The sequence below is a fragment of the Streptomyces sp. PA03-5A genome, assembly GCF_033792725.1.
Taxonomy (GTDB): Bacteria; Actinomycetota; Actinomycetes; order Streptomycetales; family Streptomycetaceae; genus Actinacidiphila.
This window is the reverse complement of record NZ_JARAVL010000037.1, coordinates 73,078-99,492: the sequence shown is the minus strand read 5'-3', so window position 1 is coordinate 99,492 and position 26,415 is coordinate 73,078. Positions and strand designations below refer to the sequence as shown.

The following is a 26,415-nucleotide window of genomic DNA, read 5'->3' as shown; positions in this document are numbered from 1 at the left end:
AAGTCATCAGGGACAAGATCATCGGACACTCCGCAGACCCTGCCGATGAAGATCATTGACTGCCAGCCGACACGCCGATCTCATTCTGAAACGATCAGTGAGTCGGGCACGTCCGTTAACGACATCCATCACGCCGGCTCTCCACCGCCCCGCTCTGGGCGGCCTCGTGAAGGGAAGCGCGGGGGTCGCGCTGCATTTCGAGCCGGCACGTCGTGCACCGCACCTGTCCCCTCGGGGCGTAGGCCGCCCGCGCGTGTTGCCTGCTCGGACGTGCCGACCGCGAACCGGCCGTCCGTGGCTTCGCTCTCTGACTGCCCGACCGACCGAAGTCAGCCGCAGCACCTGCGGCTATGAGTAGCTATCGAGATCCCCGCGGACCCTCGGTACGAGGAGCACCGGGACTGTCCGGACGGCTCGGCACTGGGGCCAGCGGACCACTTCTGGCTCACTAGCGCCACCCGGGCCGACTCTGCAACGTCGGGCCCTGCGACCGTGCTGGACTACACGTGCTGCCGCCCGCCCTCGCCAGCCGATTGGAGCCGATGGCCATCACCTTGTCGGTCGAGAGCAGTGACCGTGCCTTCCCCGTCGTGGACAACCGGAGCCAGGAAGGGGCTGGGGATGCCGTGGCATGAGACGAGGAGGTCCTCGCGGGCGCGTGTGCAGGCCACGAAGAGGAGGCTCAGCTCGGTGGCGATGTCCTCCTGATGCTGTTGCGGGTCGATGTCGGCCGGCGTGATGGCCGCGCGCATCGGCAGTGTGCCCTCGTTCACGCCGAGGACGGCCACGCAGCGGAACTCCAGACCCTTCATACGGTGCATGGTCGCAATACGTACGCCTGGCTGGGGTGCGGAGTTGCCCAGGACGTGAGCGGAGGCGCCGGCGCGCTCCAAAGCAGCCGCGACATCGCGGCCCAGCTGCATGAAGCGGACGGCCACGACTATGTCTTCCGGGGCCACGCCCGAGGCTGTCCACTGTGAGATCCGGGTGACGGCCGCGGTGATCTCCTCGGCCTTCGACGGGTGACGTGTGAGGGTGGGGCGGCGACCGTGAAGGGTGGACCGGTAACCGGCCAACGAATCGTCGTCCTCGGCGGTGGGACCGACGGGGTTCGCGGTGAGGAGCGCCGACGACCAGTTCAGGATCTCGTGCGTGGTGCGGTAGTTGATGCGCAGCAGGTGAGAACGTCCGAGGACGGAGATACCCAGGGAGCGCAGGGAGGTCTTGTTGCCGTATATGCGCTGGTGGGTGTCACCTGCGATGAACAGATCGTCGTGCCCCACGGGGACGAGCGCACGCAGGAAGCGCCACTGGGCCGGGTGGAGATCCTGTGCCTCGTCCACGACGACATGGCGGAAGGGCGGACGGGTGTGTTCGGCGAGGATGTCCGCCGCTTCGGCACAGATTTGCAGGAAGGTGCGCTCACGGGCCTCGCGAAGCTGCTGCTCGAAGGCATCGACGGCGCGCCACACCTGAAGTCGGCGGGTGGGAGGCAGTGCAGTGCCGCGCCCGTGGCGGGAAGCCCTGAGGTAGCTCTCGGGAGTGCGTATGTCTTGTGCCAGAACGACATGGCGCCACTCCTGATCCAAGAACACGTCGGCGTAGGGCAGTCCGAGCCGGCGGGCGATGCGTGCCCAGCGTGCCGTGATCTCTTTCTGGTCGGCGAGCAGTTTGAGCGAGCCGCCGCCCTGTCTGTTGCGAACGATGTCGTAGGCCAAGGCATCCAGGTTGGCCACCGTGATCTTCGCCCGCAGCTTGGCGTCAGGGATCAGCAGGCCCAGGCAGCGTTCCAGCTCGGCAGCCAGTGCCCGGGTGTATGTGGTCAGCAAGACACTGCCATCCGGCGCGTCGGCGGGCAGCCGTTGGGCCAGGTGCAGGGCGCGGTGCAGGGCCACCACCGTCTTGCCAGTGCCCGGGCCGCCCTTGACCTGCGCGGGACCGCGGTACGACTCGTGGTACGCAATGCGGTACTGGCTGGGGTGCAGGAAGACACGCCAAGCGTCGAAGGGCCGGTCCAGGATCTCGCGCAGCTCGTCCGTTCCCGACACGAGGGCGATGCGTCCGCGGGCGTGGGCCATGGCCGAATCCAGCGATCCGGCGGACTCGCCGGTGGTGTCACGTGCTGTGCCGGCGGCGTAGACCTGCACCACCTCGCGGTCCACCTGCTCCGGCGACATCCCGGTAGCCAGTCCCAGCAGGACGTCGTACTGCTGCTCGGGGAGGACGCGGTGCAGGGCCTCCAAGTGGATCTCATCGGGGATGAGCCGGACGATGGGGATGATCTCGGTGTCGATGCCGAGGCTGCGCATCACCTTGTCCGGGTACGTGACCTCCGGGAACAGCTGTGTGGCGTGCTGCCGGGTGACAGCCTGAAGTTCGGTGGTCACCCGCTCCAGTGCTACGTCGTCGCGGATCTCGATGCCCTGGCTGGCCGCGTTGACCGAGGCACGGTGTTTCTCCGCCCAGCTGTTGGCCTTGTCGTGGGGAAGCACCTTCAGTAGCAGGTACCCATCGCCTTGATCGGGCTTGAGGACCACGCCACGCCAGAAGCCGTTGATCCGGATGGTGCGCAGGCGCGGATCGCGCTGGTGCGTCAGCTTCTCCAGATGAAGGCCAGCGTGTGTGGCGTTGGTGAACTTCTCGAAGACCTCGAAGACACGCTTCTGCACGTGCTTTTCGAGTGCCGCGAACTCCATCAGGAAATCACGATGTATGCCGAGCTTCGCCATGCCGTCCCCGGAGTCCGCTTCGTCGCCCCGATAATGGCGATCACTGTACTGGGTGGAGGGTGGACGAGTGCGTCGGATCGGCCGTGGTGACGTCTTCGGGAAGCGCTACGAACTGGAGGTGCCTTTGGGGCGCGGCTCCATGGGGCAGGTCTGGCGCGGGCGTGATCGGGATCTGGGACGTCCGGTGGCGGTGAAGCTGGCGACTCTCCATTCCTCGGCCGATGACGTCGCGCGGTCGAGACGGCGTTTCGAGCGGGAGGCCATGGCGGCGGCAGCGCTCGACAGCGCCAACGTGGCCACGGTGTACGACGCAGGTACGGACGCCGGTAGAGATGGCGAGATCCACTGGCTCGTGATGCAGCTGGTCGAGGGAGCGACGCTCGGCGAGCTCCTCGACGAGCGGGGAACGTTCGACCTGGCCACGGCTACTGCTACGGCGGCGCAATTGTGTTCCGGGCTCGCGGCCGCTCACTCTGCTGGGCTCGTCCACCGAGATCTGAAGCCGGACAACGTGATGGTCCGGCGTGACGGCGTGGTCAAGGTGCTGGATTTCGGGTTGGTGAAGGTCCTGTCGGAGGTCGGGCCCCGGCTGACCGCCACCGGTGAGCTGATCGGCAACCTGATGTACGCGTCGCCGGAGCTGCTCGGCGGCACGGCCGAACTGGACGCCCGTAGCGATCTCTACGGCGTCGGTTGTCTGCTGCACCGCATGCTGACTGGCGTACCGCCCTTCCCGTCGAAGGTGCCGATGGAGATTTTCGACGGGCATCTGGCGCAAGAGCCGCCGTCTTTGGCGAGCAGGGGTGTTGTGGTGCCGGACGGGGCGCAGGAGCTGGTGTCGTCGTTGCTGGCCAAGGACCCGCGGGAGCGACCCGGCTCGGCCGCCGAGGTCTACCTGGCGTTGCGGCCGTGGCTGCCGGAGCCCCCGGGCACGACGGGCGCCGGGGACGGCGATCTTGGCTCGGCGGGCACGGAGGACCCTCGGCGGCCTTTCCTGCTGCCTCAGGCGCCTTTCCTGTTGTAGCTGCGTGATGGGGCACTGGAGACGCTGTTTCTCAGTGTGCCGGGGAGACAGATGCTCCCCGTGTGCGGGGTGTCCGTCCCGACGGCATTTCCGACGGAGAGGGTGACGCGGGCCGTGTTCGGGCGACAATGCCATGGTCGATGCGCGTGAGAGACGATGAGCGGCAAGGAGCACAGGGGCTTTGGGGGAGACGATCGGCGGGCGCTACCGCCTGGAGGACAAGCTCGGACACGGCGGTATGGGGGAAGTGTGGCGCGCTCGCGATCTCCGGTTGCAGCGGGACGTGGCGGTGAAGCGCATGCTGGCCGACGGTCCCTTCAGCCCTGAGAAGGCGAAGAAGCGCTTCATACGGGAGGCCAAGCTGACCGCCCGCATCGCACATCCGGCGGTGCCCACCGTCCACGACTGGGGGAGGGACGGCTCCGGGCACGCGGAGAGCCTGTACCTGGTGATGGAACTCGTCCGCGGACGGACGTTGGAGGACTTGCTTCACGAACACGGCCGGTTCTCTCTCGCGAAAGTCGTCGCCGTTGCCGACCAGGTTTCCGACGCCCTCGCCTACGCGCACCGTCTCGGTGTGGTGCACCGGGACCTCAAGCCGTCGAACGTGATGCTCACACCCGACGGCCTGGTGAAGGTGCTGGACTTCGGCATCGCAGCAGCGCTGGAACCCGAGGAGGGGGAGCCCGTGCTCACGGGCACGGGCGATCTGCCCGGTACGCCGGGTTTTGTCGCCCCTGAGCGTGTCAAGGGCGGCGCTGCGATGCCGAGCGGCGACCTTTATTCGCTCGGTTGTCTGCTGTACGAACTGCTCGCCGGGAAGCCGCCGTTGACCGCCCTCAATCCGCTGGCACTGCTGTACGCACACGTGCGCGATACTCCGCCTTCGGTGACGTCGCACCGCGACGACGTCCCCGCGGACCTCGCTGGCCTTGTGGACGCCCTGCTGGCGAAGACCCCGGAGGACCGTCCCTCCGTCGCCGGTGTCCGTGCCGTCGCGGCGAATTGTCTGACGCCGTCGACGCAGGGTAGGCGGGGTAGGCAGGCGGTGCCGCGACAACAGGCGGGTGACACGGTGCTGCAGGAGGGCCGGCGTGCGCCCCGGGCGGAACACCCGCTCCGGGGTTTCGCGACCCCCGATGGCCCGGGAGGTGTGGCGGACCGCCTGCGCGGGCTGCAGGAGCTGCTGGCCGAGGAGCGGTTCGCAGAAGCGTATGACGGATATCACCGCCTTGGCGCCCAGCTGCGGCGCACCCGACCGCAGACCGACCGGGACGTGCTGATGTGCCGCGCAGGCGTGGCCACGTGCCTTGCAGAACTCGGGAGCACCCCTGAGGCGCTTGCAGACCTCGAGCGGCTACTCCCGGCTCAGGAGCGAGTCCTCGGAGTGAGCAGTTCCGAGGCCTTGGACACGCGGTTCCGTATCGCGGAGCTGCGCGCGCGTATGGGGTTGACACGTGAGGCGCGTGATCTCCTGGCCGACCTGCGAGACCGGCAGGCGGGAGTGCTGCCGGACGACGACCGGCGCCACGCACGGGTGGGATCCCTGCTCGACCGGCTGGACCGCGTGCTGGGCACGGCGAACTGACAGCGGTCCACGGGCCGAGAACCCCCCAAACGGGTAGCGGTGAACTAAGTTCACAGATATGCTCTCCTGTGTAGCGCACGGGCAGGGGGTGGGCCCGGAATGCGTAATCTGTCAGTGGCGAATCAGGTGCCGGCGGGCCGGGTAGGCCCGCCGGCACCTGCCATCGAAGAGTGGGGACGAGGCGGAGCGGCGATGGTGCGCACCAGTGAACATGAGGAGGCAGGCGCCGCGGCATCGCCGCAGCAGCTGCCGACGGAGGGGGAACTTGTCGAGGTACGCGGCCAGAACTGGGTCGTAGCCCGGGTCGAGCCCTCCGCCCACCGCGATGAGGACGAGAGCGAGCCCACACAGGACGGCACGACGGCGCGTACCGCGACCCTGATCCACCTCGAGTCCGTCGCTGACGGCCGCTTCGGCGACTCCCTCTCGGTGATCTGGGAGGTTGAACCCGGTCGACGCGTCCTGAACAGCCGTACGCTGCCCGACGCCTCCACCGGCCGTTTCGACGGACCCTCGCGGCTCGCCGCGTTCCTCGACGCCGTGCGCTGGTCGGCCGTCGCCTCCGCCGACGTGCGCACCCTCCAGGCCCCGTTCCGTTCCGGCGTTGCTGTCGAGCCCTACCAGCTGGAGCCCGTGGCGCGGGCCGTGCGCGCACCGCGCGTCAATCTGCTGCTCGCCGACGACGTCGGCCTCGGTAAGACCATCGAGGCAGGCCTGGTGGTGCAGGAACTGCTGCTGCGCGGCCGCGCCCAGCGCGTCATGATCGTGTGCCCCGCCGGCCTGACCCTGAAATGGCGCGACGAGATGGCCGAGAAGTTCGGCCTGGACTTCACCATCGTCGACGCCGAAGCCTGCGCGCGGCTGCGCCGCACCCACGGAAGCGCCGCCAACCCCTTCCGCGTCCACCCGCTTACCATCGTCTCGCTGCCCTGGCTGCGTGGCCCCAAGGCACAGCGACTGCTCGATGAAGTGCTGCCGACAGGTGGCGACGCCCAGGAAGAAGCTGGCGGTCGCCGCTTCTTCGACCTGCTCGTCCTCGACGAAGCCCACCACGTTGCTCCCGCCGCTCCCAAGCAGGTCTACGCCGTCGACTCGCAGCAGACCAAGCTGATCAGGCGACTCGTGCCCCACTTCGAGCACCGCCTGTTCCTGTCGGCCACCCCGCACAACGGCTACTCCGAGTCGTACACCGCCCTGCTGGAACTCGTCGACGACCAGCGGTTCGTGCGCGGCATGGAGCCCGACGAGGAGGCCCGCAAGGAAACGGTCATCCGCCGCCTGAAGTCCTCGGTAACCGACCGGGACGGCAACCCTCGATTCCGGTCCCGCAAGACCCGCGAGATCCCGGTGGAGTACACGGCCGAAGAGCGTGAGGTTCACGCCCTGCTCACCGCTTTCGCCGAGCTGCGCAAGCGCCGCATGGCGCCGAGAGCGCGCGGCGGCCGGCGGGCCGCCGACCTGGTGACGCTGCTGCTCAAGAAGCGCCTGTTCTCCTCGCCGGCCGCTTTTCTGCACACCGTGCGGATCTACCTCTCGCACCTGGAGGACACCGACGGCCGCCCCCGCGCGGCCGCACTCGACGTGCCCGAATGGATGGAGGAATTCTCCGACCTGATCGCCGAGCTCGACGACGACGAACTCGTCGACGCCGAGGACGACGCGCTCACCCGCTCCACCAGCCTCACCCCCCACGAGGACGGCCAGGAACTCAAGCTCCTGCGCGACATGCACGACTGGGCACTCACCCACGAGGCCGCGGCCGACTCCAAGGCCGCCCAGATGATCAGCGACCTCAAGGCGATCTGCATCCCGGACGGGAAGAGCTGGCTCAACGACCGTGTGGTCGTCTTCACCGAGTACCGCGACACCCAGCGCTGGCTGGTCGATCTCCTGCGCCAGGAGGGCCTGACCGACGGCGGCCGCGTCGCACAGCTGCACGGCGGCATGAACGCCGAAGAGCGGGAGGACATCCGGCTGGCCTTCCAGGCCCACCCCACCTCGGACGAGGGCAAGGTGCGAATCCTCATTGCCACCGACGCCGCCGGCGAGGGCATCGACCTGCAGAAGCACTGCCACCGGCTGTTCAACTACGACATCCCGTTCAACCCCAACAAGCTCGAGCAGCGCATCGGACGCGTCGACCGATGGGGCCAGCGCAACGACGTGGAGATCGCGCACTTCATCGGCGCCGACTGGCAGAGCGCGAAGGCCGGCTCGTACGAGGCCGACCTGGAGTTTCTCTCGCGCGTCGCCAAGAAGATCGCCGTCACCGCACAGGACCTCGGCGAGGTCAACGCCGTCCTCGCCGACGCCGTCCAGCGCCGGATGAGCGGCGACACCACCCCGGTCGACATCGACAACGCCAAGGCCAAGCGCATTCCCGGCCGCCACACAGGTGGCACCGTCGCCCCGGAGCAGAACGTCACCGCGCAGGCCAAGCGCCTCGCCGAGCAGTACGACACCACCGTCGACGTCCTCGGCCTCACCCCCGCCAACATCAAACGGGTCGTCGACACCGCTCTCGACCTCAGCCACCAGTTGCCCCTCACCCCGTATTACAGCGAGGACTTCGACGAGCCGCTGTGGGAGGTCCCGCCGCTCGCCGGCACCTGGGAGCGTGCCACCCGCGGCCTGACTCACAAGCTGCGCGCAAGCGAGCGCCGCCCGGTGACCTTCGACCCGGCCATCGCCGCTCAAGGCCGCGACGACGTCGTCCTCGCGCACCTCAAGCACCCGCTGGTGGCCCTGTCCACCAGACTGCTGACCGCCGCCGTGTGGAACGCCGACACCGTCGGCCTGCACCGGGTCGCCGCGGTCGTCAGCGACGACCCCCGCCTGGAGACCTCCCTGGTCTCCGCCTACGCCCGCTACGTCCTGGTCGGCGCCGACGGCACCCGCCTGCACGAGGAAGTCCTGTGGGCAGGCGGCTGGATCGGCGACACCGGCCGCTTCCGCCGCTGGGAGAACGTCCGCGACCAAGGCCAGGTGCTCGCCGCAGCCCTGGACGCCGGAGCCGACGCCACGCACCTGGGCACCCAGCTCGCCGAAGCGTGGCCACGCCTGGAGAAGCCCCTGTACGACTCCCTCGCCGCCCGCTCCCGGGAGCGCGGCGACTCGCTCCGCGAACGGCTTACCGAGCGCCAGACCGAGGACGAGAAGCGCATCACCGCCACCCTGGACCGCTTCGAAGCCAACGTGCGCGCCAAGCTCAAGGAAGAGGGCGACGGCGCCGACGAGCAGATGGCCCTGTTCGGCACCCGCGAGATCACCAGTGCCGAGCAACGCCAGTACCAACTGGACAGGGATCGTTGGCAACAGCGCCTGGAGAACCTGCCCGCCGAACGCGAGCGCGAACTGGCTCGGATCGCCGCCCGCTATCGCGAGCCCCGCGCCCACCTCTTCCCCGCCGCCGTCGTCTTCGTGATCCCCGCAAAGGAAGCCCGCCGATGAGCCGCCGCACCCCCGCCTCCATGGGCCTTGCAGCCGCCCGCGCCAAGGCGCTCGACGGCCGCGGTCAGCACCAGCGGTGGCTGGACCTCACCGAGGTCTCGGGCCCCTTCCTGACCATGCCGGTCCTGCTGGATGCCTGGCCCCAGCTGGACGCCCTCGACAAGACCGAGCGGACGCGGCTCCGTGCCCGCCACGCCGACTGGCAGACCGACACCACCGCAGGCCGTGACGAGTGGATCGCCTACATCCTGCGCACGCTGCTGGGCTGGGACGATGCCCTCACCCTGCGCCAGGGCGAGGACGAGGACCTCGCCCTGGACCGGCTCAGCCTGCCGGTACCCGAACACGACACGACCGTGCGCCCCGACTTCGTGCTCACCGAGCCGGGCGCACCCCTGGCCGCCGAACCGGACGCCGAAAGCGCCGCCAAGCGCGTACGCCTCCTCGGTCTGGTCCTGCCCACCGGCACGGCACCCACCGCGCGCACCACGCGCGACGACTGGGCCGCCACCCCCGCCGACCGCCTCGCGCGCCTGTGCCGCCACCACGGCGTCCCGCTGGGCCTGGCCACCGACGGCCGCTGGTGGTGCCTGGTGTGGGCACCACTCGGCGGCGTCACCACCACCGCCGTCTTCGACGCCATCGGCTGGGGCGAAGCGGCCGAGCGCGACGTCGTGCGCGCCTTCACCTCGCTGCTCTGTCGCCGGCGCTTTTTCTCCTACGACGAGCCCGAGACACTGGTCGGCCTGCTCAAGAAGAGCCTTGATGCAGGAGACGACGTCACGGACGCCCTCGGTGTCCAGGTCCGCCAGGCGGTTGAACTCCTCGTAGACGCCATCGGCCGCGCTGATGCCCGCGCCATGGAGCGCGGCGCACAGGGACTGCGAGCGGAAGGCGTATCCGCCGGAACGGTCTACCGCGCCGCCGTCGCGGTGATGATGCGCGTCGTCTTCCTGCTCTTCGCCGAAGAGCGCGGCCTGTTGCCCGCCGACAACCCGGTGTACGCACAGTCCTACTCGGCCCGCTTCCTGCGCGACGAACTGAGGAAACGCGCCGACGCCGAGGGCGAGGACGCCCTCGACCACACCACGTCCGCCTGGCACCGCCTCATCGCCCTCTTCCACGCCGTCCACGGCGGCGTCGACCACCCGCAGCTGCGCCTGCCCGCCTACGACGGCTCCATCTTCGACCCGCGTACCTATCCCTGGCTGGAGGACCGGGCGCCACTCCTGCCCATCGACGACCGCACTGTCCTGCACATGCTTCAGTCCGTGCAGGAAGTCCACGTCGGCACCGGCAGGCAGCGCGAGGTGCGCACCTTGTCCTTCCGCGCTCTGGACGTCGAGCAGATCGGTTACGTGTACGAGGGCCTGCTCTCCTACGGTGGCGAGCGCGCCGTCGAGCCCATGGTCGGCCTCATCGGCCCCGAGGGCAGTGAGCACGAGGTCCCGCTGCGGGAACTGGAAGCGCTGGCCGCGCAGTCCAAGGACGTCAAGGCCCTGGCGAAGAAGATCCACACGAAATGGAAGGAGCCCAAGCCGCCGGCCTCGGAGGTCACCCTTTCCATGGCGCTCGCCCCGTTCAAGGACGCCCCGGAGGCGGAGGAGGGCCGTCGCCTGCTGCAGGCTGTCTCGCGTGACGCCGCGTTGACGGGTCGACTGATGCCCTTCTTCCGCCTCATCCGGCGCGACCTGCGGGGCCTCCCGGTGGTGATCCACTCGGGGGCGCTCTTCGTCACCGAGTCGGTCCTGCGCAAGAACACCGGCACGCACTACACACCGCGCTACCTCGCAGAAGAGGTCGTCCGGCACGCCCTCGAGCCACTTGTGTACGAGGTGGGTCCGCTCCAGACCGCCGACGAGACCAAGTGGAAGCCCAAGTCGGCCGACCAGATCCTGAAGCTGAAGGTCGCCGACATCGCGATGGGCTCTGCGGCGTTCCTGGTGGCCGCCTGCCGCTACCTTGCGGACCGCCTGATCGAGGCCCGGGCACGGAAGGGCGATGATGAGCGCGCCGTCAAGTACAGCGCGGGGCGCACGGTCGAGGCCGTGACCGCGGTCGACGCAGAGTCGGACCCGGTGGTGATAGAGGCCCGCCGCGAGATCATCGAGCACTGTCTGTACGGTGCCGACGTCAATCCCATGGCCGTGGAGATGGCCAAGCTGTCGCTGTGGCTGGTCTCCATGGATCCCGAGCGACCCTTTACGTTCCTCGACGACCGACTTGTGGCGGGCGATTCTCTGCTGGGTGTCGCCAGCATGGCCCAGATCGAGAGCCTCCACCTCAAGCCCACCAGGCAGGACGACGTGTGGGCGGCGGATGCACGTGCCCGCGTCGACGAACTGACCCGCGAGCGCCTGGCCATCACGGCCATCAAGGGTGTCGACTTGGAGGCGCTGCGCAGGAAGCGCGAGCGGTTGGCCCTCGTCAATGAGCACGCGGAGCGTCTGCGTCTGGTTGGCGATCTGCTGGCGGGCGCGGCGCTGGCGACGTGCGCTTCGGGGCGTGTGCCGTGGTACGAGGCGGAGGGGGGCGAGCGACTGCGCGACTTGTTCCCTTATGCGGCCCAGCTCGCGGCTGCCGTGGTCGCGGACGGCGTCGAGGACGACGCGGAAGTCGTGCGCGTTGCTCGACAGACGGCCAAGGACTGGCTTGCGGCCGAGCTCCCGGACGACGGCCTGGAACGGACACCGCTGCACTGGCCGCTGGCGTTTCCAGAGGTGTTCACGGAGCGGGGCGGATTCGACGCGATTGTGGGTAATCCGCCGTTCCTGGGTGGGCAGAAGCTGACCGGGGCCATGGGGGAGGCCTTCCGTGAGTATCTGGTGGACTTCCTGGCGGATGGTAAGCGCGGGAGCGCCGACCTTGTGGCGTACTTCGAGCTTCGGGCGCACGGACTCCTGAACCGCCGGGGGCAGACCGGGTTGATTGCTACAAACACGCTGGCGCAAGGTGACTCGCGCGAAGTCGGGCTGGATCAGCTTGAGCGTGACGGCGTCTCGATCCGCCGGGCGCTCAAGAGCGCCAAGTGGCCCTCCCGGTCAGCAAACCTGGAGTACTGCGCGGTCTGGACTTCGCGAGAGAAACCGGGGAAGTCGGCTGAGTGCATCCTAGGTGGCGAGATTGTGCTTAACGGGATCTCCACTGCGCTCAACCCTGGGACGCGGGTCACGTCTTGGGGGGAAAGGCTTGAAAGAAATGGGGGCATCTCGTTCATCGGCTCTTACGTCCTGGGCCTCGGCTTCACGCTCCCCGAGAGGGAGGCGCGGGCGTGGATCGCTGAGGACGAGCGGTACGTAGAGGTGCTGTTCCCGTACCTCAATGGCCAGGACGTGAACAGCCACCCCGAACACGGCACTGACCGCTGGGTAATCGACTTTGGTGATCGCAGCCAGCAAGACGCTAAGCGGTACATCAAGCCGTACGAGAAGGTCCTGCGGGAGGTCAAGCCTGAGCGAGATCAGAACAACCGGAAGGTATATCGGGACTACTGGTGGCAGTACGCGGAGAAGCGCCCGGCGATGGTGAAGGCAGTCGGGATGCTGGAGCGGTGCATCGTCATTACGCGAGTGAGTAAGGTCGTAATGCCGGTGATGGTGCCGACGGGCAGAGTGCATAGCGAACAGCTCGTCATCTTCGCCTCCGACGACCGCGCAATCCTCGCGTTTCTTAGTAGCGCCCCGCACTACTGGTGGACTATCGATCGGTGCTCGACCCTGGAGACACGGGTTCGATACACCCCCAGTGATGTCTTCGAAACCCTGGTGCGTCCTCCGCTCACCGCCCGCCTCCGCATTGCTGGCAGCCGTCTTGACACCTATCGCCGGGACCTGATGAAACGCCGCAACATCGGCCTCACCGACACCTACAACCTCCTCCACTCCGAGGCCTGCCAGGACGCCGACATTGTCGAGCTCCGCCAAATTCACGAGGAGATCGACAAGGCGACGATCGAGGCGTACGGCTGGCTTGACTTGCTCGACGACACGGGGGTCGAACCAGTCGACCCGACGCATGAGCGGGTGCCGCTGGACCACGGGTTCCACACCACTGACCAAGGTCCGCGGTACACCATCGGCCTGCTCGCCCGCACCGAGATCATCGACCGGCTCCGTCAACTCAACCACCAGGCGTACGCCGACGAGGTCTTCCTCAATCTGCACAAGAAGCCAGCGAAGCACCCCGACATGCCGCCACCCTCGGCGGAAGCCCGCCGCAAGAAGGCCGAGGGGCGCACCGCACCGTCGGAGCCTGTCGACTTCGATGATGGTGGACTCTTCCGCCCCGACGATTCTCTCTTCTGATCGACCGAAGTTATCGCGAGGGTCTCTTGTCCATACCATCCTTCGCTGACCACCGTCTCGTCCAGACGGCGGTGGTTGGCGAGCCCCGCTCCGACAGGCCGATCATCCTGCCCATGGATGCTCACGAGTTGAAGCTCTGGCGCCACCAGCACCCGAACTACACGTACTGGTGCGGGTATGAGCTCGGCGGCTGTGGGTGGAAGCTCGTCGACAAGTTGTATCGAGACAGGGTGTGCCACTTTGCCCACGCTGAAGGCGGCCCGGTCTGTGCCCGCACCGCCACTGGTGAGACCAGCGCCGACCACCTCTTCGTGAAACGCGGTCTTCGCCGACTCCTTGACCGGCATGATCTGCGTGGCACAGTCGAGACACGCAGCCAGCGCTCTGGCGCCCCTGGCATGGTGGACGTCTACCTGCCGACCGTCCGCCGTCGGATCCGCTTCCAGCTTTCCCCGCTTGACTACCGAAGCTGGCGGGCCGCGAACGCTGCACTTACGGAAGACGTCGACGATGTCGACTGGCTCTTCGGCACCGAAGGGCCCCTGACCAGGGAGCTCTTGGCCCGCAACGGCTTCGGCCTTCGCTTCCGCCTTGAGACGGTTGGCGGGGAGCGCCATGTCCACATCGGGGCACAAACCCGCCAGGGGTCCATCCATTGGACGCCCCTGGACGAGTGTGAGCTGCGTCCTGATGGGTTGTGGACTCCCGCCACTGAGGAGTTCCGGGAGATCCGCGCTTCTGCGCGCCGCGGGCAGCCAGGTGGCTTCACTCTCCAAGGTGGCGTGACTTTCATTCCCGACCTGGACGCGCCGGTCCCTGACGGTTCACCATTCTCCGGTGGGGATCGGCGCTTTCTGATGGCCGACGTCAAGCCATCTGCCGGCCCGATCGTCCGAGCAGTCCTCTCCCTCCCGGCCGACGCAGAAGTGTCGCGTGACCACGCCTACCGGGCATCGGACTCTGCCCGCCTACTCGTCCACGAGAACGGCGGCTGGGCCCTGCGGCTGAACGGCTATATCCGACTCAATGCCACGGAGGCCGCTCGCTCGGGCCTCTTGGGGGTACTGCCTGAGCCAACGGAGGTGGCCGCGTCGAACTCGGTCGTCCGGGATCGGGCCGTAGCAGCCATCAAGCCTGCCGACAAGCAGCAGCGGGCAGCCGCGGACCAGCCCCGGCAACTGAAGAGCCCCTTGAAGCTCACTCAATCCGAGGCTGTGGTCCGCGCCCGAGAGATACTGCTCAGCGCGGCTGCAGCGGGACGCACCCTGAGCTGGTCGAATGTCGCCTCCCAACTCGGCGCACGCTACTCGTCCATGCGTGAGCAGGACCGAACCGCCTTCCTCGTCGAGGTCGACACGCCGCTCTGGGAGTCCAAACCGGTCCTGTCAGCCATACTCCGAGACAGCGACGCCCTATTGTCCTGTCTGCCCGCCGTTCTGGATGGGCTTGGGGTGGCTGGTGCCGCAGCTGTGCCGGCAGAAGCGCCGGTCTTGCGTCAATGGGCGGAGCGTGAGCAGGAGCGCGCCTTCGCCCTGTACGGGAAGCCGCCGCGTGTGATGCCGCCGCGCCTGGACCTGCGACCGGCGCGGACCGCAGCCAGGCTGACGGTGAGAGAGAAGAAGGTCGTGGATGCGTTGACCAAGCGCATCCGCCAGGGCACGGTCAAAGATCCGTCGGCGAATCGCAGACGCCCGGTAGGCAGTCCTGAAGAGCGGCGGAGGGTCCGCGAGGCGATCACCCGCGTGGAGAGAAAGATGGTGCCTTTGAGTAAGGCGCTACCGGAAGTCAAGAGCGCGCGCGAGATTCTTACCCGTGCGCGCCTGTGGTTGAAGTACTCCACTCCGGGAGCCGAACTACCCTCCATCCCCACCGTGCTGGAACAGCGGGCCCTCGGGGCGAGCTCGGCCAGCATGCTTGCAGCTCTGAAGAGCGCACAGTCGAGGCTGGAAGGAGCCAAGACCAGGGACCGATGACACGGCGACGGATCACTTCGCGGTCCGTGTCGGCCTATAGCCGACGGCGCAGCAATCAGTAGGCGAGATTCGGGCGGGGTTACAAGGGGTGGGGATGGATCGGTTCGAGGCGGAGCGCGCCACGTGGTTCATGAGCACGTACGGGGCGGTGGCCGAAGTGCTGGATGAGATCGCGCCGGAGGTGGCAGCGCTCGTGCCGGACGATCTCGGGCCGCGGCGGCTCGTGGCGGCCATGGCGTTGGCGCGGCTCGCTCAGATGGACGCCGAAGGCCAGGAGTCGGCTACGGCCGCCGACTTCCTGGAGCGGCTGTCGGGTGGGATGGCTTACAACGGGAAGCGCCCGCTGGACGCCGTCCTTGACCTGTGGGCGAAGCTACGGCGACCCACCATCCCCCTGCTGCATGCCTGGTGGCGGGACCCCCTGGCCGAGGGCCTCCTGGCGTTCTGGGCGGAGCGGCGGGCGGCGAGCGTGGGCTGGGCTCGAGTCCATGCCGAGCTGCGGGAGCGGTGGTCGGTGGATACCGATGGCATCTGGCGGCGCGGGCTCATGCCGCCGGAAGAGGAGCGAGGCGGCTGGGTCGGCATCCTTGAGGCGCTCGATGTCGATGCGGAGGATCCCCGCTCGGCCGACCTAGCCCGGATGCTGCTGACGCGCCTGGACGGATTCGCCGACGAGATCGAGGCCTACGCCTCCGAGCGCGCCCGGGACCTGGCGGCCGCGCCGCACTTGGACCACATCCACCGGATGAAGTGCCTCGCGGAGTCCCTGGGCGAAGTGGCCAAGGGCAACCGCAGGGCGCTCGAGGGACCCGGTGCCACGCCAGAGGATGCCAGGCTGCGAGCGTCGCTCGCCGAGATCAGCGCGGTCGCGGAGCGCTATCGGGACTGGGTGGACAAGTCGTTCGTTCCGGGCCTCACCCCGTTGGAGCGGGTCTTGCTCGAACTGGGTGGCGCGCAGGCCCAGCGCGCTGACGACTACCTCCAGGCGTACGCGCGAGTGTGGTGCGTGCCGGGGATGGGGGCACCGGACACCCCGCTTTTCGGCGAGGAGGAGTTCGCGGGGCTGAAGGCCAGTGAGCGCCCTGAAATTCCGGCGCCGCTGTGGATGGCGCAGGCCGCCTCCAGAATGCGGGGTTCGCAGTTCGGGCTCGCCTGGGACGTCGCCTCTCAGCCCTGGTGGGCGTACGGGGTCGAGGCGGGCCTGCCGTCGGCTGCCACCCTGCGTTTCAAGGAGGACGGCGAGGTACGGATCGGCTGCCGCAGTCTCGACGAGGCCCACGATCTCCTCGTCGGGTTCCCCGCCGGCCATCCCGACGAGCGCACGCTCGTGATGCGTGTCCAGTACGCGGATGACGATCTGCTCGGGATGTGCCACCTGCTGGCACTTTCGCGCACGGGCAGGGCTCGGCTCGCCTTCCTCACACCGGCTCCTGGCGGAAACTGGCGAGTGCTTCGCACGGTGAGCGTCCCCGTGCAGGGGGAGCTGCGCGCCGCCATGGGGCGTAAGGCTGTCGCCGAGCTGGACCGACACACGGGCGGTGACCCAGGAAGACTCCAGGATTTGCTGCAGTCCGACCTCGAAGTGGCGGCGGCAGCGGCCGACGTGCCACCTCCGCAGACACCTGAGGGGGATACCTGGGACGAGTCGGTCGACGGGGCTTTGTTCTCCCCGCCGAACACCCTGTTCTGACGGGGACGACGAGTCCATAATTCCACGAAGTGGCTTGTGAACTCAGTTCACGCATGTCATTCTTTGAAGTGGGGCTGCAACCCCGTTCCTGCCGGTAGCCTCAGCCTTCGGCGTCCCCCGTAGTTCGTGCTTGCAGAAAGGCCTCGCATGGCAACCCAGTCCGCAGCCACGGACGTACCCCACCCCATCGAAGGGGTGCCCCAGACCTTCCTCAACGGCGACTCCTACGACGTGCGCGACGGGCTGGAGCGGTACATCGCAGACGACCTGCTCGGCCCGTGGGACGGCGAGACCGAAGAGCTGCCGAAGGTCTGGGCGGGCCCGCGGGACCGTTACCTGGCCGGCATGCTCGGCCCGCGCCCCGACGACGGCGAGACCAGCGCCGCAATCGCGTTGGCAGCCGCCCAGAACACGGACTCTGAGGAGAGCGCGGACGAGGGGCACGAGGAAGGCGGCGGGCTCTCCGAACGGATTACCCCGCAGGCTGCAGGGCGGATATGGGCCTCCTCCATGGGGCTGTCGTTCGTGGTGCCCGTCTCGATCGGCATGCTCAGCGTCACCGCGCGATGGGGGCGGTACACCCTGAGTGAACAGGTCGGGGAGGGCGGCCTGCCTCAACGCGTATGGGGACGTGAACCGGTCAAACAAGATGCCGACATCGACGTGACCAAGACCGGCGGGCACCGCTTCACCCTCGACGGTGACGACTCCGCCGGCATTCATCTCGACGTTCAGGTGCGGCACCGGGATGCGAGGACCGACGGCGAGGACCTGCGGGTCGTCGAGGTCAGCCTCGTCAACCGGCAGCCGGAGGCCACCGGCCGGGACCGCGACACCCAGTGGCTGTTCCAGACCCGCCTGGAGGTCGCCGCCTTTCCCGATGGAAAGGCGGCCGTCTTCCTGCCCATCGACGATCCGCTCGACCCCCGCAGCGTCGATCCACATGACGACGACGCCGAGGAGCGCCGCCTACGCCTGCTCTACCGAGACGAATTGCGCCACGCGCTCGGCCGGAACGTCGCGGTCCATGCCGAGGTCCGCCCTGGCGAGCGGCGCGCCCACCGTCTGAGTACGACCTGGCTGCCCACGTACGACGTGCGAGCCACTACAGCGCCTACCGCCGCCGAACAGCCGCTGCTCGCCGGGCTCGAACTCGGCATGGACGAGCTGGCCGCTCTTGCAGTGCCGTCCCGGCGCGCTGAACTGTCCGCCGCGCTTGCGCCGCTGGCCGACGGATACAGCGCATGGCTGGCCGAACAGCGGGCAAAGGCAAGTGCGCTGCCCGAGCATCTGCGCGTCGCCGCCGAGGCGGCCGTCGAAGAGGCCGAGGAGGTGTGCCACCGTATCGCTTTCGGCGTGGCCGCCCTAGAGACCGACGACGACGCGCTGGAGGCGTTCCGATTTGCCAACCGGGCCATGGCGCTCCAGCGCCGTAACACGGACATCGCCGCCGCTCGCACAGGGCGGGAGAACGACCCCGCCTCCTATCGGGACGCGTACGAGAAGGTCTACGCGAAGGGGAAGGAAGGCGCCAGCTGGCGGCCCTTCCAGCTCGCGTTCGTCCTGCTCAACCTCGCGTCCCTAAGCCGGACCGACCACCCGCACCGTTCGACGAGCCGCGAGGCCCTGGTGGACCTGCTGTTCTTCCCCACCGGTGGTGGCAAGACAGAGGCGTACCTCGGGCTCACCGCCTTCACCTTCGCGCTGCGTCGCCTTCAGGGCGTCGTCGGCACCGGAGCAGAGGCCCGCGACGGTAGCGCCGGCGTAGCCGTGCTGATGCGCTACACCTTGCGGCTCCTGACTGCCCAGCAGTTCCAGCGCGCCGCCGCGCTGGTCAGCGCCTGTGAGGTGCTGCGCCGCGAAGAGTTCGCCGAGGACGTGCGCTGGGGGCGGACACCGTTCCGGATCGGCCTGTGGGTGGGAACCGGGGTATCGCCCAACTGGTTCGGCGAGGCCCAGGAGCAGATCGCCGGAGCGCGCGACAGCGGCAGCGACAAGTACGCCCGTGTCATCCAGGTCCTGACGTGCCCTTGGTGTGGGCAGGGCCTCAGTGCCCACGCCGATATGAAGGCCGACGAAGACCGTCGGCGTGTACTGCTGTATTGCGGGCGCGGCGAGGGCGAGGACCGCTGCCCGTTCTCCCGCCGTTCCGCGCCTGGCGAGGGAATTCCTGTCCTCACCGTCGACGAGGAGATCTACCGTCTGGCGCCCGCCATGGTCATTGCCACGGTCGACAAGTTTGCCCAGCTTCCGTGGAACGGCTACGCAGGCCTGCTCTTCGGCCGGGTCACCGAATGGTGCCCCCGCCATGGTTACCGGCACGCCGACCTCGACGAGCAGACCGGATGCCGGTCCCGCCACAACCGCAAGAGTGACGACCTGCCCGCCGTTGTGGCGCAGTCCGTAGGCCGGCTGCGCCCACCGGACCTGATCATCCAAGACGAGCTGCACCTCATCTCCGGCGCGCTCGGCACCACCGTGGGACTGTTCGAGTCCGCCGTCGACCAGCTGTGCACCTGGACATACACCGACTCGCACGGCACCAAGCGCGAGGTCGGGCCGAAGATCGTGGCATCCACGGCGACCACCAAGCGGGCCACCGATCAGGTCCTTGGGGTGTTCGGCCGCCGAGTCGCGGTCTTCCCGCCCCAGGTCCTCGACGTCGGGGACACCTTCTTCTCGCGGAGTGTCGAAACCGACCGCAACCAGCCGGGACGCCGCTACCTCGGTATCTGCGCACATGGCACCCGGCTGAAGGCCGCGGAGATCCGGGTTGCCGAAATCCTGCTGCTCGCAGCACAGCAGCAGTTTGACGACTACGGTGCCCCCGCGGACCCCTACATGACGCTCGTCGGGTACTTCAACGCCACGCGGGAACTCGCCGGCATGCGGCGGTACATGGATGACGACATCACCACGCGCGTACGCTCCACGGGAGGACGCCGCGGCATCAACACCCTGGCCGACCGCATTCCCACCAAGACGGGCATGCTCGCCATCCAGGAACTGACCTCGCGAATCTCCTCAGCGGAGATCGGCGCCACCCTCAAACGACTGGAGAGCTCCTTCGACCAGGAGCGCGATACCACGGCGCGACGCCGCGCCGTCGCGGCTGAAATCGTCGCGGCCACCAAGGAGAAGCGCGATCCTCGCGTCGAGCCCACCCGCTTCGAAGCCCGTGCCGTCGACGTGGTCCTGGCCACCTCCATGCTCCAAGTCGGCGTGGATGTCTCCCGGTTCGGGCTGATGCTGGTCGTCGGCCAGCCCAAGAACACCGCTGAGTACATCCAGGCCTCCTCCCGAGTGGGACGTGACAGGACACGGCCAGGCCTCGTCGTGACCCTCTACAACTGGTCCCGCCCGCGAGACCTCGCCCATTACGAGGACTTCAAGCACTACCACGCCACCTTCTACCGCCAGGTGGAGGCGCTGTCTGTGACGCCCTATTCCCGCCGCGCCCTCGACCGCGGTACCGCGGCGACGTACATCGCGGCATTGCGTCATGCCGAGTTGGATACCTCCCGCAACACCGACGCCCACACCGTAGATCTGCACGGTCCGCTGGTCGCGCGCATCGACGCGCGGCTGCTCGATCGCGCCGAACTGGTCGGCGGCGCCCCCGCTCGCCAGTACTTGAAGGAACGCATCGATGTCCTCAAGGAACGCTGGGAGGAGGAGCGGCTGAAGGGTGGCCGGCTCGGATACCGTGCCGAGAAGCAGAAGGACACTGTGGTCCACGGCCTGCTGCACCGCGCAGACGGCTCACGCTGGGACGAGCTGACCGTACCGATGTCGATGCGTGAGACCGAGAACGAGATCAACCTCCTGCTCCCCGGCGGTGACACGCTGGTGGACCAGCCCACCTACGCAGGACCCGACTGGACCTTCCTACCGAAGGACGACCAGCAGGGCGGCGAGGCGACGGCGCCGACTGACGCTGGCGAGTCCGGACAGGCCGCCGCAGCGGCTGGAAAGGGACGATGATGAAGGTCAGAGACAACCGACGAGTCGGGTCGGCTCGGCCCAGCCATCTTATGTTCACAGCGGGAGTCGGCTCGCTTGTCGACCTGCCGAACTTCTCGGTGCTCGTCAAGGGACTCGAGTCCTGGAACTACGGTGGTCTGACCGGCTACACCATCGACGAGCCGCGGCTGCGCACCGCCGTCAACCGCAGGCTCCAGCTGTATGGCAACACCCAGGTCACCGAGCTGCGCTCCGCCCCCTGGACGGCCGGCAAAGACTCCGACCCCAAGGGCTGGCACGCCCAGGGCGTTGGCGTCCCCGTCACCCCGTTCCCCCAGTGGCTGCGCTGCACCGGATGTAACCTCCTTGCCCCTATCGACAGCGAGGCGTTCGACTTCCTCAACCCCAACCCCCACGCCCCTCATGAGGCCCGGTTCGTCCATTCCGAGTGCGGTCGCTACCGCCGCAAGCCGCTCGCCGTGACCGCCCGCTTCACCCTTGTGTGCACCAACGGACACCTGGATGAGTTCCCGTACACGCATTTCGTCCACCACGGCCGGCAGTGCGCCAAGAACCCTCGGCCCCTGCTGCGGATGACCGACCACGGTGGAAACCTCGCCGCCAACGTCACATTGCAATGCATCGCATGCCAGGAGAAGCGCAACATCCGCGACGCGCTGGGGGAGCGGGGCGCGGTTGAGCTGCCGCGCTGTCGGGGCCGTCATCCCCACCTGGCCTCCTTCGCCCCCGACGGCTGCGAAGAGCAGGCCACCCTGATGATCGCCGGGGCATCGAACCAGTGGTTCCCGTTGACGCTGAGTACCCTGGCGCTCCCGCCCGCGCCGGACAGCGGAATCGACAAGCTGCTGGACGAGCGATGGAGCGAGCTGCAGCACATCACCGCCCCTCCGGTGTTCGATGCACTCGCCAAGATGCCGGGCTACGGATACCTGAAGGAATACGACCGCGACGCGCTCCTCGCCGCCATCGAGACCCGCTTGAACGGCGAGGCCGCGACCGAGCAGCAGGCGGAGACCGTCCCAGATCTGCTCGGTCCCGAGTGGGAAGTTCTGGCGGGCAGGCGTCTTCCCACGCCGAGCGACGACTTCGCCATGGAGGAGGCCGAGATAGCGGGGCCGATCGCGGACCTGTTCGCATCCGTGCGCCAGGTGCAGCGGCTGCGTGAGGTTCGCGTTCAGATCGGTTTCACCCGCCTCGACGCACCGGACCCGGACAACCGAGAGATCGCGCGCCCGGTCCGGCCGTGGCGCAGCTCCCAGAACTGGGTGCCGGCGAGCGAGGTACGTGGCGAAGGGATCTTCGTCCGCGTCCGCGACGACCTCATGGAACAATGGACGGAGCGGGTCCAGAAGTCCGCCGTCATGCAGGCCCACCGTGAGGCCTACGCTCGGTTCCGCACGAACCGGCGGTCCAACCGCCTCAGCGCCGACGCCGAGTTCGATCCCACCTCGGGCTGGCCAGGCGAGCGCTACCTCGCCCTACACACCCTCTCCCACGCGCTGATCCGCACCATCGCCCTGGAATGCGGCTACAGCTCGGCCAGCCTTGCCGAGCGCATCTACGCGGGCGACGAAGAAAACATCCGCACGGGGATCCTGATATACACCGCCGTACCCGATTCCGAGGGCACCCTCGGCGGGCTCGTGGCCCTTGCCGAGTCACCACAGTTCGACCGCATCGTGCGGAGGGCGCTCAGGGACGCCTCTCGCTGTTCCTCCGACCCGCTTTGCTCTGAGCGCCTGCCCCGGAACCACGCCGACTACCTGCACGGAGCGGCCTGCCATGCTTGCCTCTTCGTCTCCGAGACCACCTGCGAGCGCGGCAACCGGTTCCTCGACCGCCGCTTTCTCGTACCGCTCGGCGACGACGGCGACACGGTGCTCACGCCGCAAACGCTGCTGCCATGAGTCGGAGGGACTTCGAGCGGGCCGCGGGGCGGGTTGCCCGCCTGCTCGGGCCCGCCCGTACCAAGGACCTCGCCGGACTGCTGGCCCTAGGGCGGGGCGTGGAACGCGCCCTGCTCGCCCTGCCACAGCCGCACGCGGCCGAGGCACTGCGCGCGGTCTACGCGGCGGCGGAGGACCAGGCTGTTCCGCTATCGGAGGCCGCGGCCTACTTGCGAGGCTACGTTGCCGGATGGGGCGGAGAGCAGCGGTCCGAAGAGGTCCGCATGGTGTGGAGCGGCCCGGACACTCCAGGCGTGCCGGTACGTTCCACTGCCCGTGTACTGGTGGAGTTGGTGAACGGCGCCCAACGTGAACTGCTGGCCATGACCTACTCGGCCCGCGCCTACCCGCCTCTGACCGCCGCGCTCACCTCGGCCGTCGCACGGAAGGTGGACGTCCACGTCGTGGTCGAGACCCGGCAGGGCGCAGCCGGACTGCTCAGCGGACCGGAGCCGGCGGCGGCCTTCGCCGGCGTACCGGGCCTGCGGCTGTGGCACTGGGCGCCCGAGGCGCGGCAGGACACGGGGGCGCGGCAGCATGCCAAGCTCGCAGTTGCGGACAGGCGCACCTTGCTCGTCGGCAGTGCCAATCTCACGGAGTCGGGGGTCCGACGCAACATCGAGGCCGGTCTGCTCGTGAAAGGCGGGACAGCTCCCGAGCGGGCTGCGGAGCACATCAGGGAGCTCCAGCGCCGCCGCCTGCTCGTGCCACTTGCCTTCCCCGAATGAAACCAGAGTGATGAGGGGCAGACCAGCTGGTCTGCCCCTCATCACTTGGCTGTGTGGAGCTCAATTGAGCGGGGTGTCGGGAGAGAAGGTTACGGAGAACAAGGACAGCTGCTCTTGCTCGGCCTCCGCTTCCGGCTCCGGTTCGCGGGCCATGCCCGGGGCGGCCGCGGAGTCAGGGTCGGCGTCGTCGGCCGGCTCGGCGTCCTCGGCAGCACGGGTGGGCAGCACGTACTCCTGTGCCAGGCCCGCCAGGTGCAGCGGCAGCGGCAGGCTGAGCGCATCGGGGAAGTCCGGGGCCTGGCGCAACTGATGCACGGCGAGCGCCAGCGCTTCCGGCTGGTCGCCGTCCTCCACGTGGCAGCCGAGTACGGCGAGTTCCACCAGACCGGGGTTCCAGGCGTTCTTGTCCGTGTCGACGGTCAGCCTCCCCTTGGTGTTGACGCGCGGGGCGAGCTTGTCGGCCGCGACCGACAGTTTGAACGTGCGTGCCTTCGGCGTCGTGGACCAGAAGACCCGAGCGGTGGCCGCATCGGCTTCCGGGTCCGTCCACAGGTGGGCGGCGAGCCCGTTCGCCCCGTCCGGGTTCACACCCCACCACTGTGCGGTCTCGCGCCCGCGGGCTGTGCGTACCCGGACCAGCCGCAGGTCCGGGGGGAGCCGGCGGGCCATGGCCCGGCCGTCGCGGAACTTGTCGGCGGCCACCTTGCCGTCCTGGAGCCACGTCCAGTGCGACCGCATGTTCTGGGCATGGGCCAGCAGCAGGGTCGGCGCGCCACGCAGCGAGCGGACGACCTTCTGCAACCACTCCTCGGCGGCCTGCCGCTGTTCGACCATATCCGCCCACCACGACATGCGTGGAGCGGCGGCATCCTCCTCGCGGGGGGCGGGCACCGGGCTGCGCGGCACCTCGGCTCGCCGGGTCAGGTCGAGCAGCATCACCGGATACGGAACCCAGGCCCCGGCGCCCTCGTCCCAGCCCTCCACCCGTGCCATGCCGCCGCCTGCGGGCCCCGGCGTGACCAGGACCGCGACCGGCACGTGCCCGGCCCAGCGGGTACGGCTACGCGCGTTCTTGCGGACCATCCACACTGCGAGGTACCGCATTCCCTCGGGCAGTCGCTGACCGAGACGGTGCTCGGGGTGCACCCGCACGCCCAGCTGCCGCAGGCCGTCGTCCCAGGCCTTCGCCGCCCGGAAGTCCGCGTTCTTCTCGCTGTCGTAACCCTTGGTCTTCTTCGGCACGGCCAGGAACTGCGTCAGCACGCCGGCGTCCGCGCAGCCCAGCCGCAGCGCGAACTTCGGGTCGTGTGCCGCGGAGGTGAAGTCGTCTGCCCGGTCGATCTCGACCAGGGCCAGGGAAGGCCCGGCGGACGGCCCGTCCTTGGCGAGGAACGCCGACATCTGTGTGCGGCGGGCGGCGAGCGCCGCCGTCACCGACTCCCGGGAGTGCCGGGCACCGTCGGGTAGCGGCAGGTTGCCGCCGAGGGATCCGGTCAGCTTGCGGCACCGCAGTCGCACCGTGAGCTCGGGCGTCTGCCACTCCAGCACCACGGTGGCGTCGTCGTAAGCGGCCGGAGAGTTCGGTGCGCTGCCGTCGCCCTTGAGGTCCAGATGCGCGATGAGCGCCGCGATGGCAGTCTCGCGCATGGCGGAGGTCTGCCACAGCAGACGGGCCTCCAGCAGCGGGAGTTCATCGTGCGCGCCGTCCGCGGCAAGGTGGCGCAGGGCGAAGGCGGCACCCTCGCGGCGCGCCTGCGCGCGCTTCTGCTCCTCGACGGTCTTCTCCACCACTGCGGAGGGCTCGCGGCGCGGATTGGCTGGGGTACTGACCGACAGGCGGGTACGGGCCAGCGCAGGCGCCGGGCGCAGCTCAGCCGGCAGGGCTTGCTGCGCCCACTCCACGATGGCGGAGCGCTGAGCGGGCATCAGGCCCGCACCGACGCCGTGCGATCCCATGGTGGTGCTGTACACCACGGCCGCGCGCATGTCGTCCTGCAGCCAGGTGGCGGGGTCGCTGAGGATCGCCTCCGCATCCGGGAACGGCTCCGAGAGGGAGAGATTGCGCAGCATGCCCGCCGGGCCGCCCGCTACCCAGTCGTGGCCGCCCTTGGCCCAGGCCAGGCGGGCCACGGCGAAGCGGTCGCTGACCGGCGCACCGCGGAGCCACGGGACACGCGGGCGCAGCAGCACCGTGGTGCGGCGGCCATAGGGGAGGTATAGCCGACCCGTCTTCGCGCTCGTCCTGGTCGCGTACCGCCGGATTTGGCTGTGCAGATGAAACCTGGGCAGGGGGTCGAACGGCACCGTCTGCAAGGTGATGTTGAGGACCACCGAGAACCACTCGGTGGTGCCCCGGGCGTCCCCATAGGGCAGGGCCTGCGAGACCAGTTCCGCGCCCTGGTCGCGCGGGCCGCGCGGCACGGCGCGGAACTGCAGCCGGCCCGCGCCGAAGTCGTACGCTCCCAGGGCCTGGATCCGGCGGGCCAGCCAGTCCGTCGTCAGCTGGAACTGTCGGGAATCCGGGGCCGCGGTGCCGCCGTCGGTGGGCGGGCAGCGCAGCAACTCCACCTCGACTCCTTCCTGCCACGTCGGCGGCGCCTGGGCGAGCAGCGCCCGGGTCTCCCCGAGCAGGGCGCGGTGCTCCGGCTCCGGTCGCAGGTCGCGCAGCCAGGCGCCGAGCAGTCCCTGGAATGCGGCCGGCGGCAGCGGATCGGCGGCGTCCTCGGGCGCGTACAGCCAGAAGTCCGACGCCTGGTCGCCGTGCCCGAACGGGCGCGGCCGTACCAGGAGGTCCGGGGCGAGGGTCTGCAGCACCTGGTCCATACGGAAGGTGGGGATCGGCTTCCGCGGGTCCTCGCGTCCGGCGTTGTAGAGAGCGAGCAGCGGGCCGCGCCACTGCTCGGGAAAGGGCAAGGCGCGGTAGCGCGCGACGATGGAGGACTCGGCGGAGATCGGCCGCCAGGAGGCGGTGCGGATTTCGTCGTACGAGGCCATGCGAG

General features: G+C 68.7%; 11 protein-coding genes. 9 read left to right on the top strand and 2 right to left on the bottom strand.

The genetic code is table 11. The features are described from left to right. Window positions 1-500: 500 nt before the first annotated feature. Entirely contained in the window at window positions 501-2,729 is a 2,229-nt protein-coding gene (locus PV410_RS35295) for a UvrD-helicase domain-containing protein (RefSeq protein ID WP_500330038.1), read from the bottom strand. Window positions 2,730-2,796: 67 nt separating this feature from the next. Here PV410_RS35295 and PV410_RS35290 point away from each other — a divergent pair, with 67 nt between their 5' ends. The 9 genes from PV410_RS35290 to drmC all read left to right on the top strand — a co-directional run bounded on the left by PV410_RS35290 (window position 2,797) and on the right by drmC (window position 23,416). Continuing rightward, on the top strand, window positions 2,797-3,753 hold the full coding sequence (locus PV410_RS35290; RefSeq protein ID WP_500330036.1) for a serine/threonine-protein kinase: 957 nt from the start codon (window positions 2,797-2,799) through the stop codon (window positions 3,751-3,753). A 181-nt stretch (window positions 3,754-3,934) separates the two neighbouring features. Next, a complete protein-coding gene (locus tag PV410_RS35285; RefSeq protein ID WP_500330034.1) occupies window positions 3,935-5,341 on the top strand; it encodes a serine/threonine-protein kinase in 1,407 nt (468 codons plus the stop codon). 192 nt (window positions 5,342-5,533) lie between these two features. Then, window positions 5,534-8,791 (top strand): DISARM system SNF2-like helicase DrmD, encoded by a 3,258-nt coding sequence (gene drmD, locus PV410_RS35280; RefSeq protein WP_500330032.1) that lies wholly within the window; start codon window positions 5,534-5,536, stop codon window positions 8,789-8,791. Further along, window positions 8,788-13,095 (top strand): Eco57I restriction-modification methylase domain-containing protein, encoded by a 4,308-nt coding sequence (locus PV410_RS35275; protein ID WP_500330030.1) that lies wholly within the window; start codon window positions 8,788-8,790, stop codon window positions 13,093-13,095. The genes drmD and PV410_RS35275 overlap by 4 nt, the downstream gene beginning before the upstream one ends. A 113-nt stretch (window positions 13,096-13,208) precedes the next feature. Continuing rightward, on the top strand, window positions 13,209-15,068 hold the full coding sequence (locus tag PV410_RS35270) for a hypothetical protein (protein WP_500330028.1): 1,860 nt from the start codon (window positions 13,209-13,211) through the stop codon (window positions 15,066-15,068). Window positions 15,069-15,162: 94 nt separating this feature from the next. Then, window positions 15,163-16,758 carry a hypothetical protein gene (locus PV410_RS35265; protein ID WP_500330027.1) on the top strand — a complete coding sequence of 532 codons (1,596 nt, stop codon included), beginning with the start codon at window positions 15,163-15,165 and terminating at the stop codon, window positions 16,756-16,758. Window positions 16,759-16,905: 147 nt separating this feature from the next. Then, on the top strand, window positions 16,906-20,742 hold the full coding sequence (drmA, locus tag PV410_RS35260; protein ID WP_500330025.1) for a DISARM system helicase DrmA: 3,837 nt from the start codon (window positions 16,906-16,908) through the stop codon (window positions 20,740-20,742). Then, the gene (gene drmB / locus PV410_RS35255; RefSeq protein WP_500330023.1) at window positions 20,739-22,649 is read left to right on the top strand and encodes a DrmB family protein; all 1,911 of its coding nucleotides are present in this window, start codon (window positions 20,739-20,741) and stop codon (window positions 22,647-22,649) included. Before drmA ends, drmB begins: the two co-directional genes overlap by 4 nt. Next, window positions 22,646-23,416: a DISARM system phospholipase D-like protein DrmC gene (gene drmC / locus PV410_RS35250; protein ID WP_500330022.1), complete on the top strand. Its 771-nt coding sequence runs from the start codon at window positions 22,646-22,648 to the stop codon at window positions 23,414-23,416. The genes drmB and drmC overlap by 4 nt, the downstream gene beginning before the upstream one ends. Before the next feature lie 60 nt (window positions 23,417-23,476). On the opposite strand, the gene PV410_RS35245 is transcribed toward drmC, so the two are convergent. After that, window positions 23,477-26,410, bottom strand: coding sequence for a pPIWI_RE module domain-containing protein (locus PV410_RS35245; RefSeq protein WP_500330020.1), 2,934 nt, complete (start codon window positions 26,408-26,410; stop codon window positions 23,477-23,479). Window positions 26,411-26,415 lie beyond the last annotated feature (5 nt).

Excerpts from the sequence above, each read along its gene's own strand:
- PV410_RS35295 (WP_500330038.1), bottom strand. The coding sequence starts at position 2,729 with ATGGCGAAGCTCGGCATACATCGTGATTTCCTGATGGAGTTCGCGGCA.
- drmD (WP_500330032.1), top strand. The coding sequence starts at position 5,534 with ATGGTGCGCACCAGTGAACATGAGGAGGCAGGCGCCGCGGCATCGCCG.
- PV410_RS35275 (WP_500330030.1), top strand. The coding sequence starts at position 8,788 with ATGAGCCGCCGCACCCCCGCCTCCATGGGCCTTGCAGCCGCCCGCGCC.
- PV410_RS35270 (WP_500330028.1), top strand. The coding sequence starts at position 13,209 with ATGGATGCTCACGAGTTGAAGCTCTGGCGCCACCAGCACCCGAACTAC.
- PV410_RS35265 (WP_500330027.1), top strand. The coding sequence starts at position 15,163 with ATGGATCGGTTCGAGGCGGAGCGCGCCACGTGGTTCATGAGCACGTAC.
- drmA (WP_500330025.1), top strand. The coding sequence starts at position 16,906 with ATGGCAACCCAGTCCGCAGCCACGGACGTACCCCACCCCATCGAAGGG.
- drmB (WP_500330023.1), top strand. The coding sequence starts at position 20,739 with ATGATGAAGGTCAGAGACAACCGACGAGTCGGGTCGGCTCGGCCCAGC.
- drmC (WP_500330022.1), top strand. The coding sequence starts at position 22,646 with ATGAGTCGGAGGGACTTCGAGCGGGCCGCGGGGCGGGTTGCCCGCCTG.
- PV410_RS35245 (WP_500330020.1), bottom strand. The coding sequence starts at position 26,410 with ATGGCCTCGTACGACGAAATCCGCACCGCCTCCTGGCGGCCGATCTCC.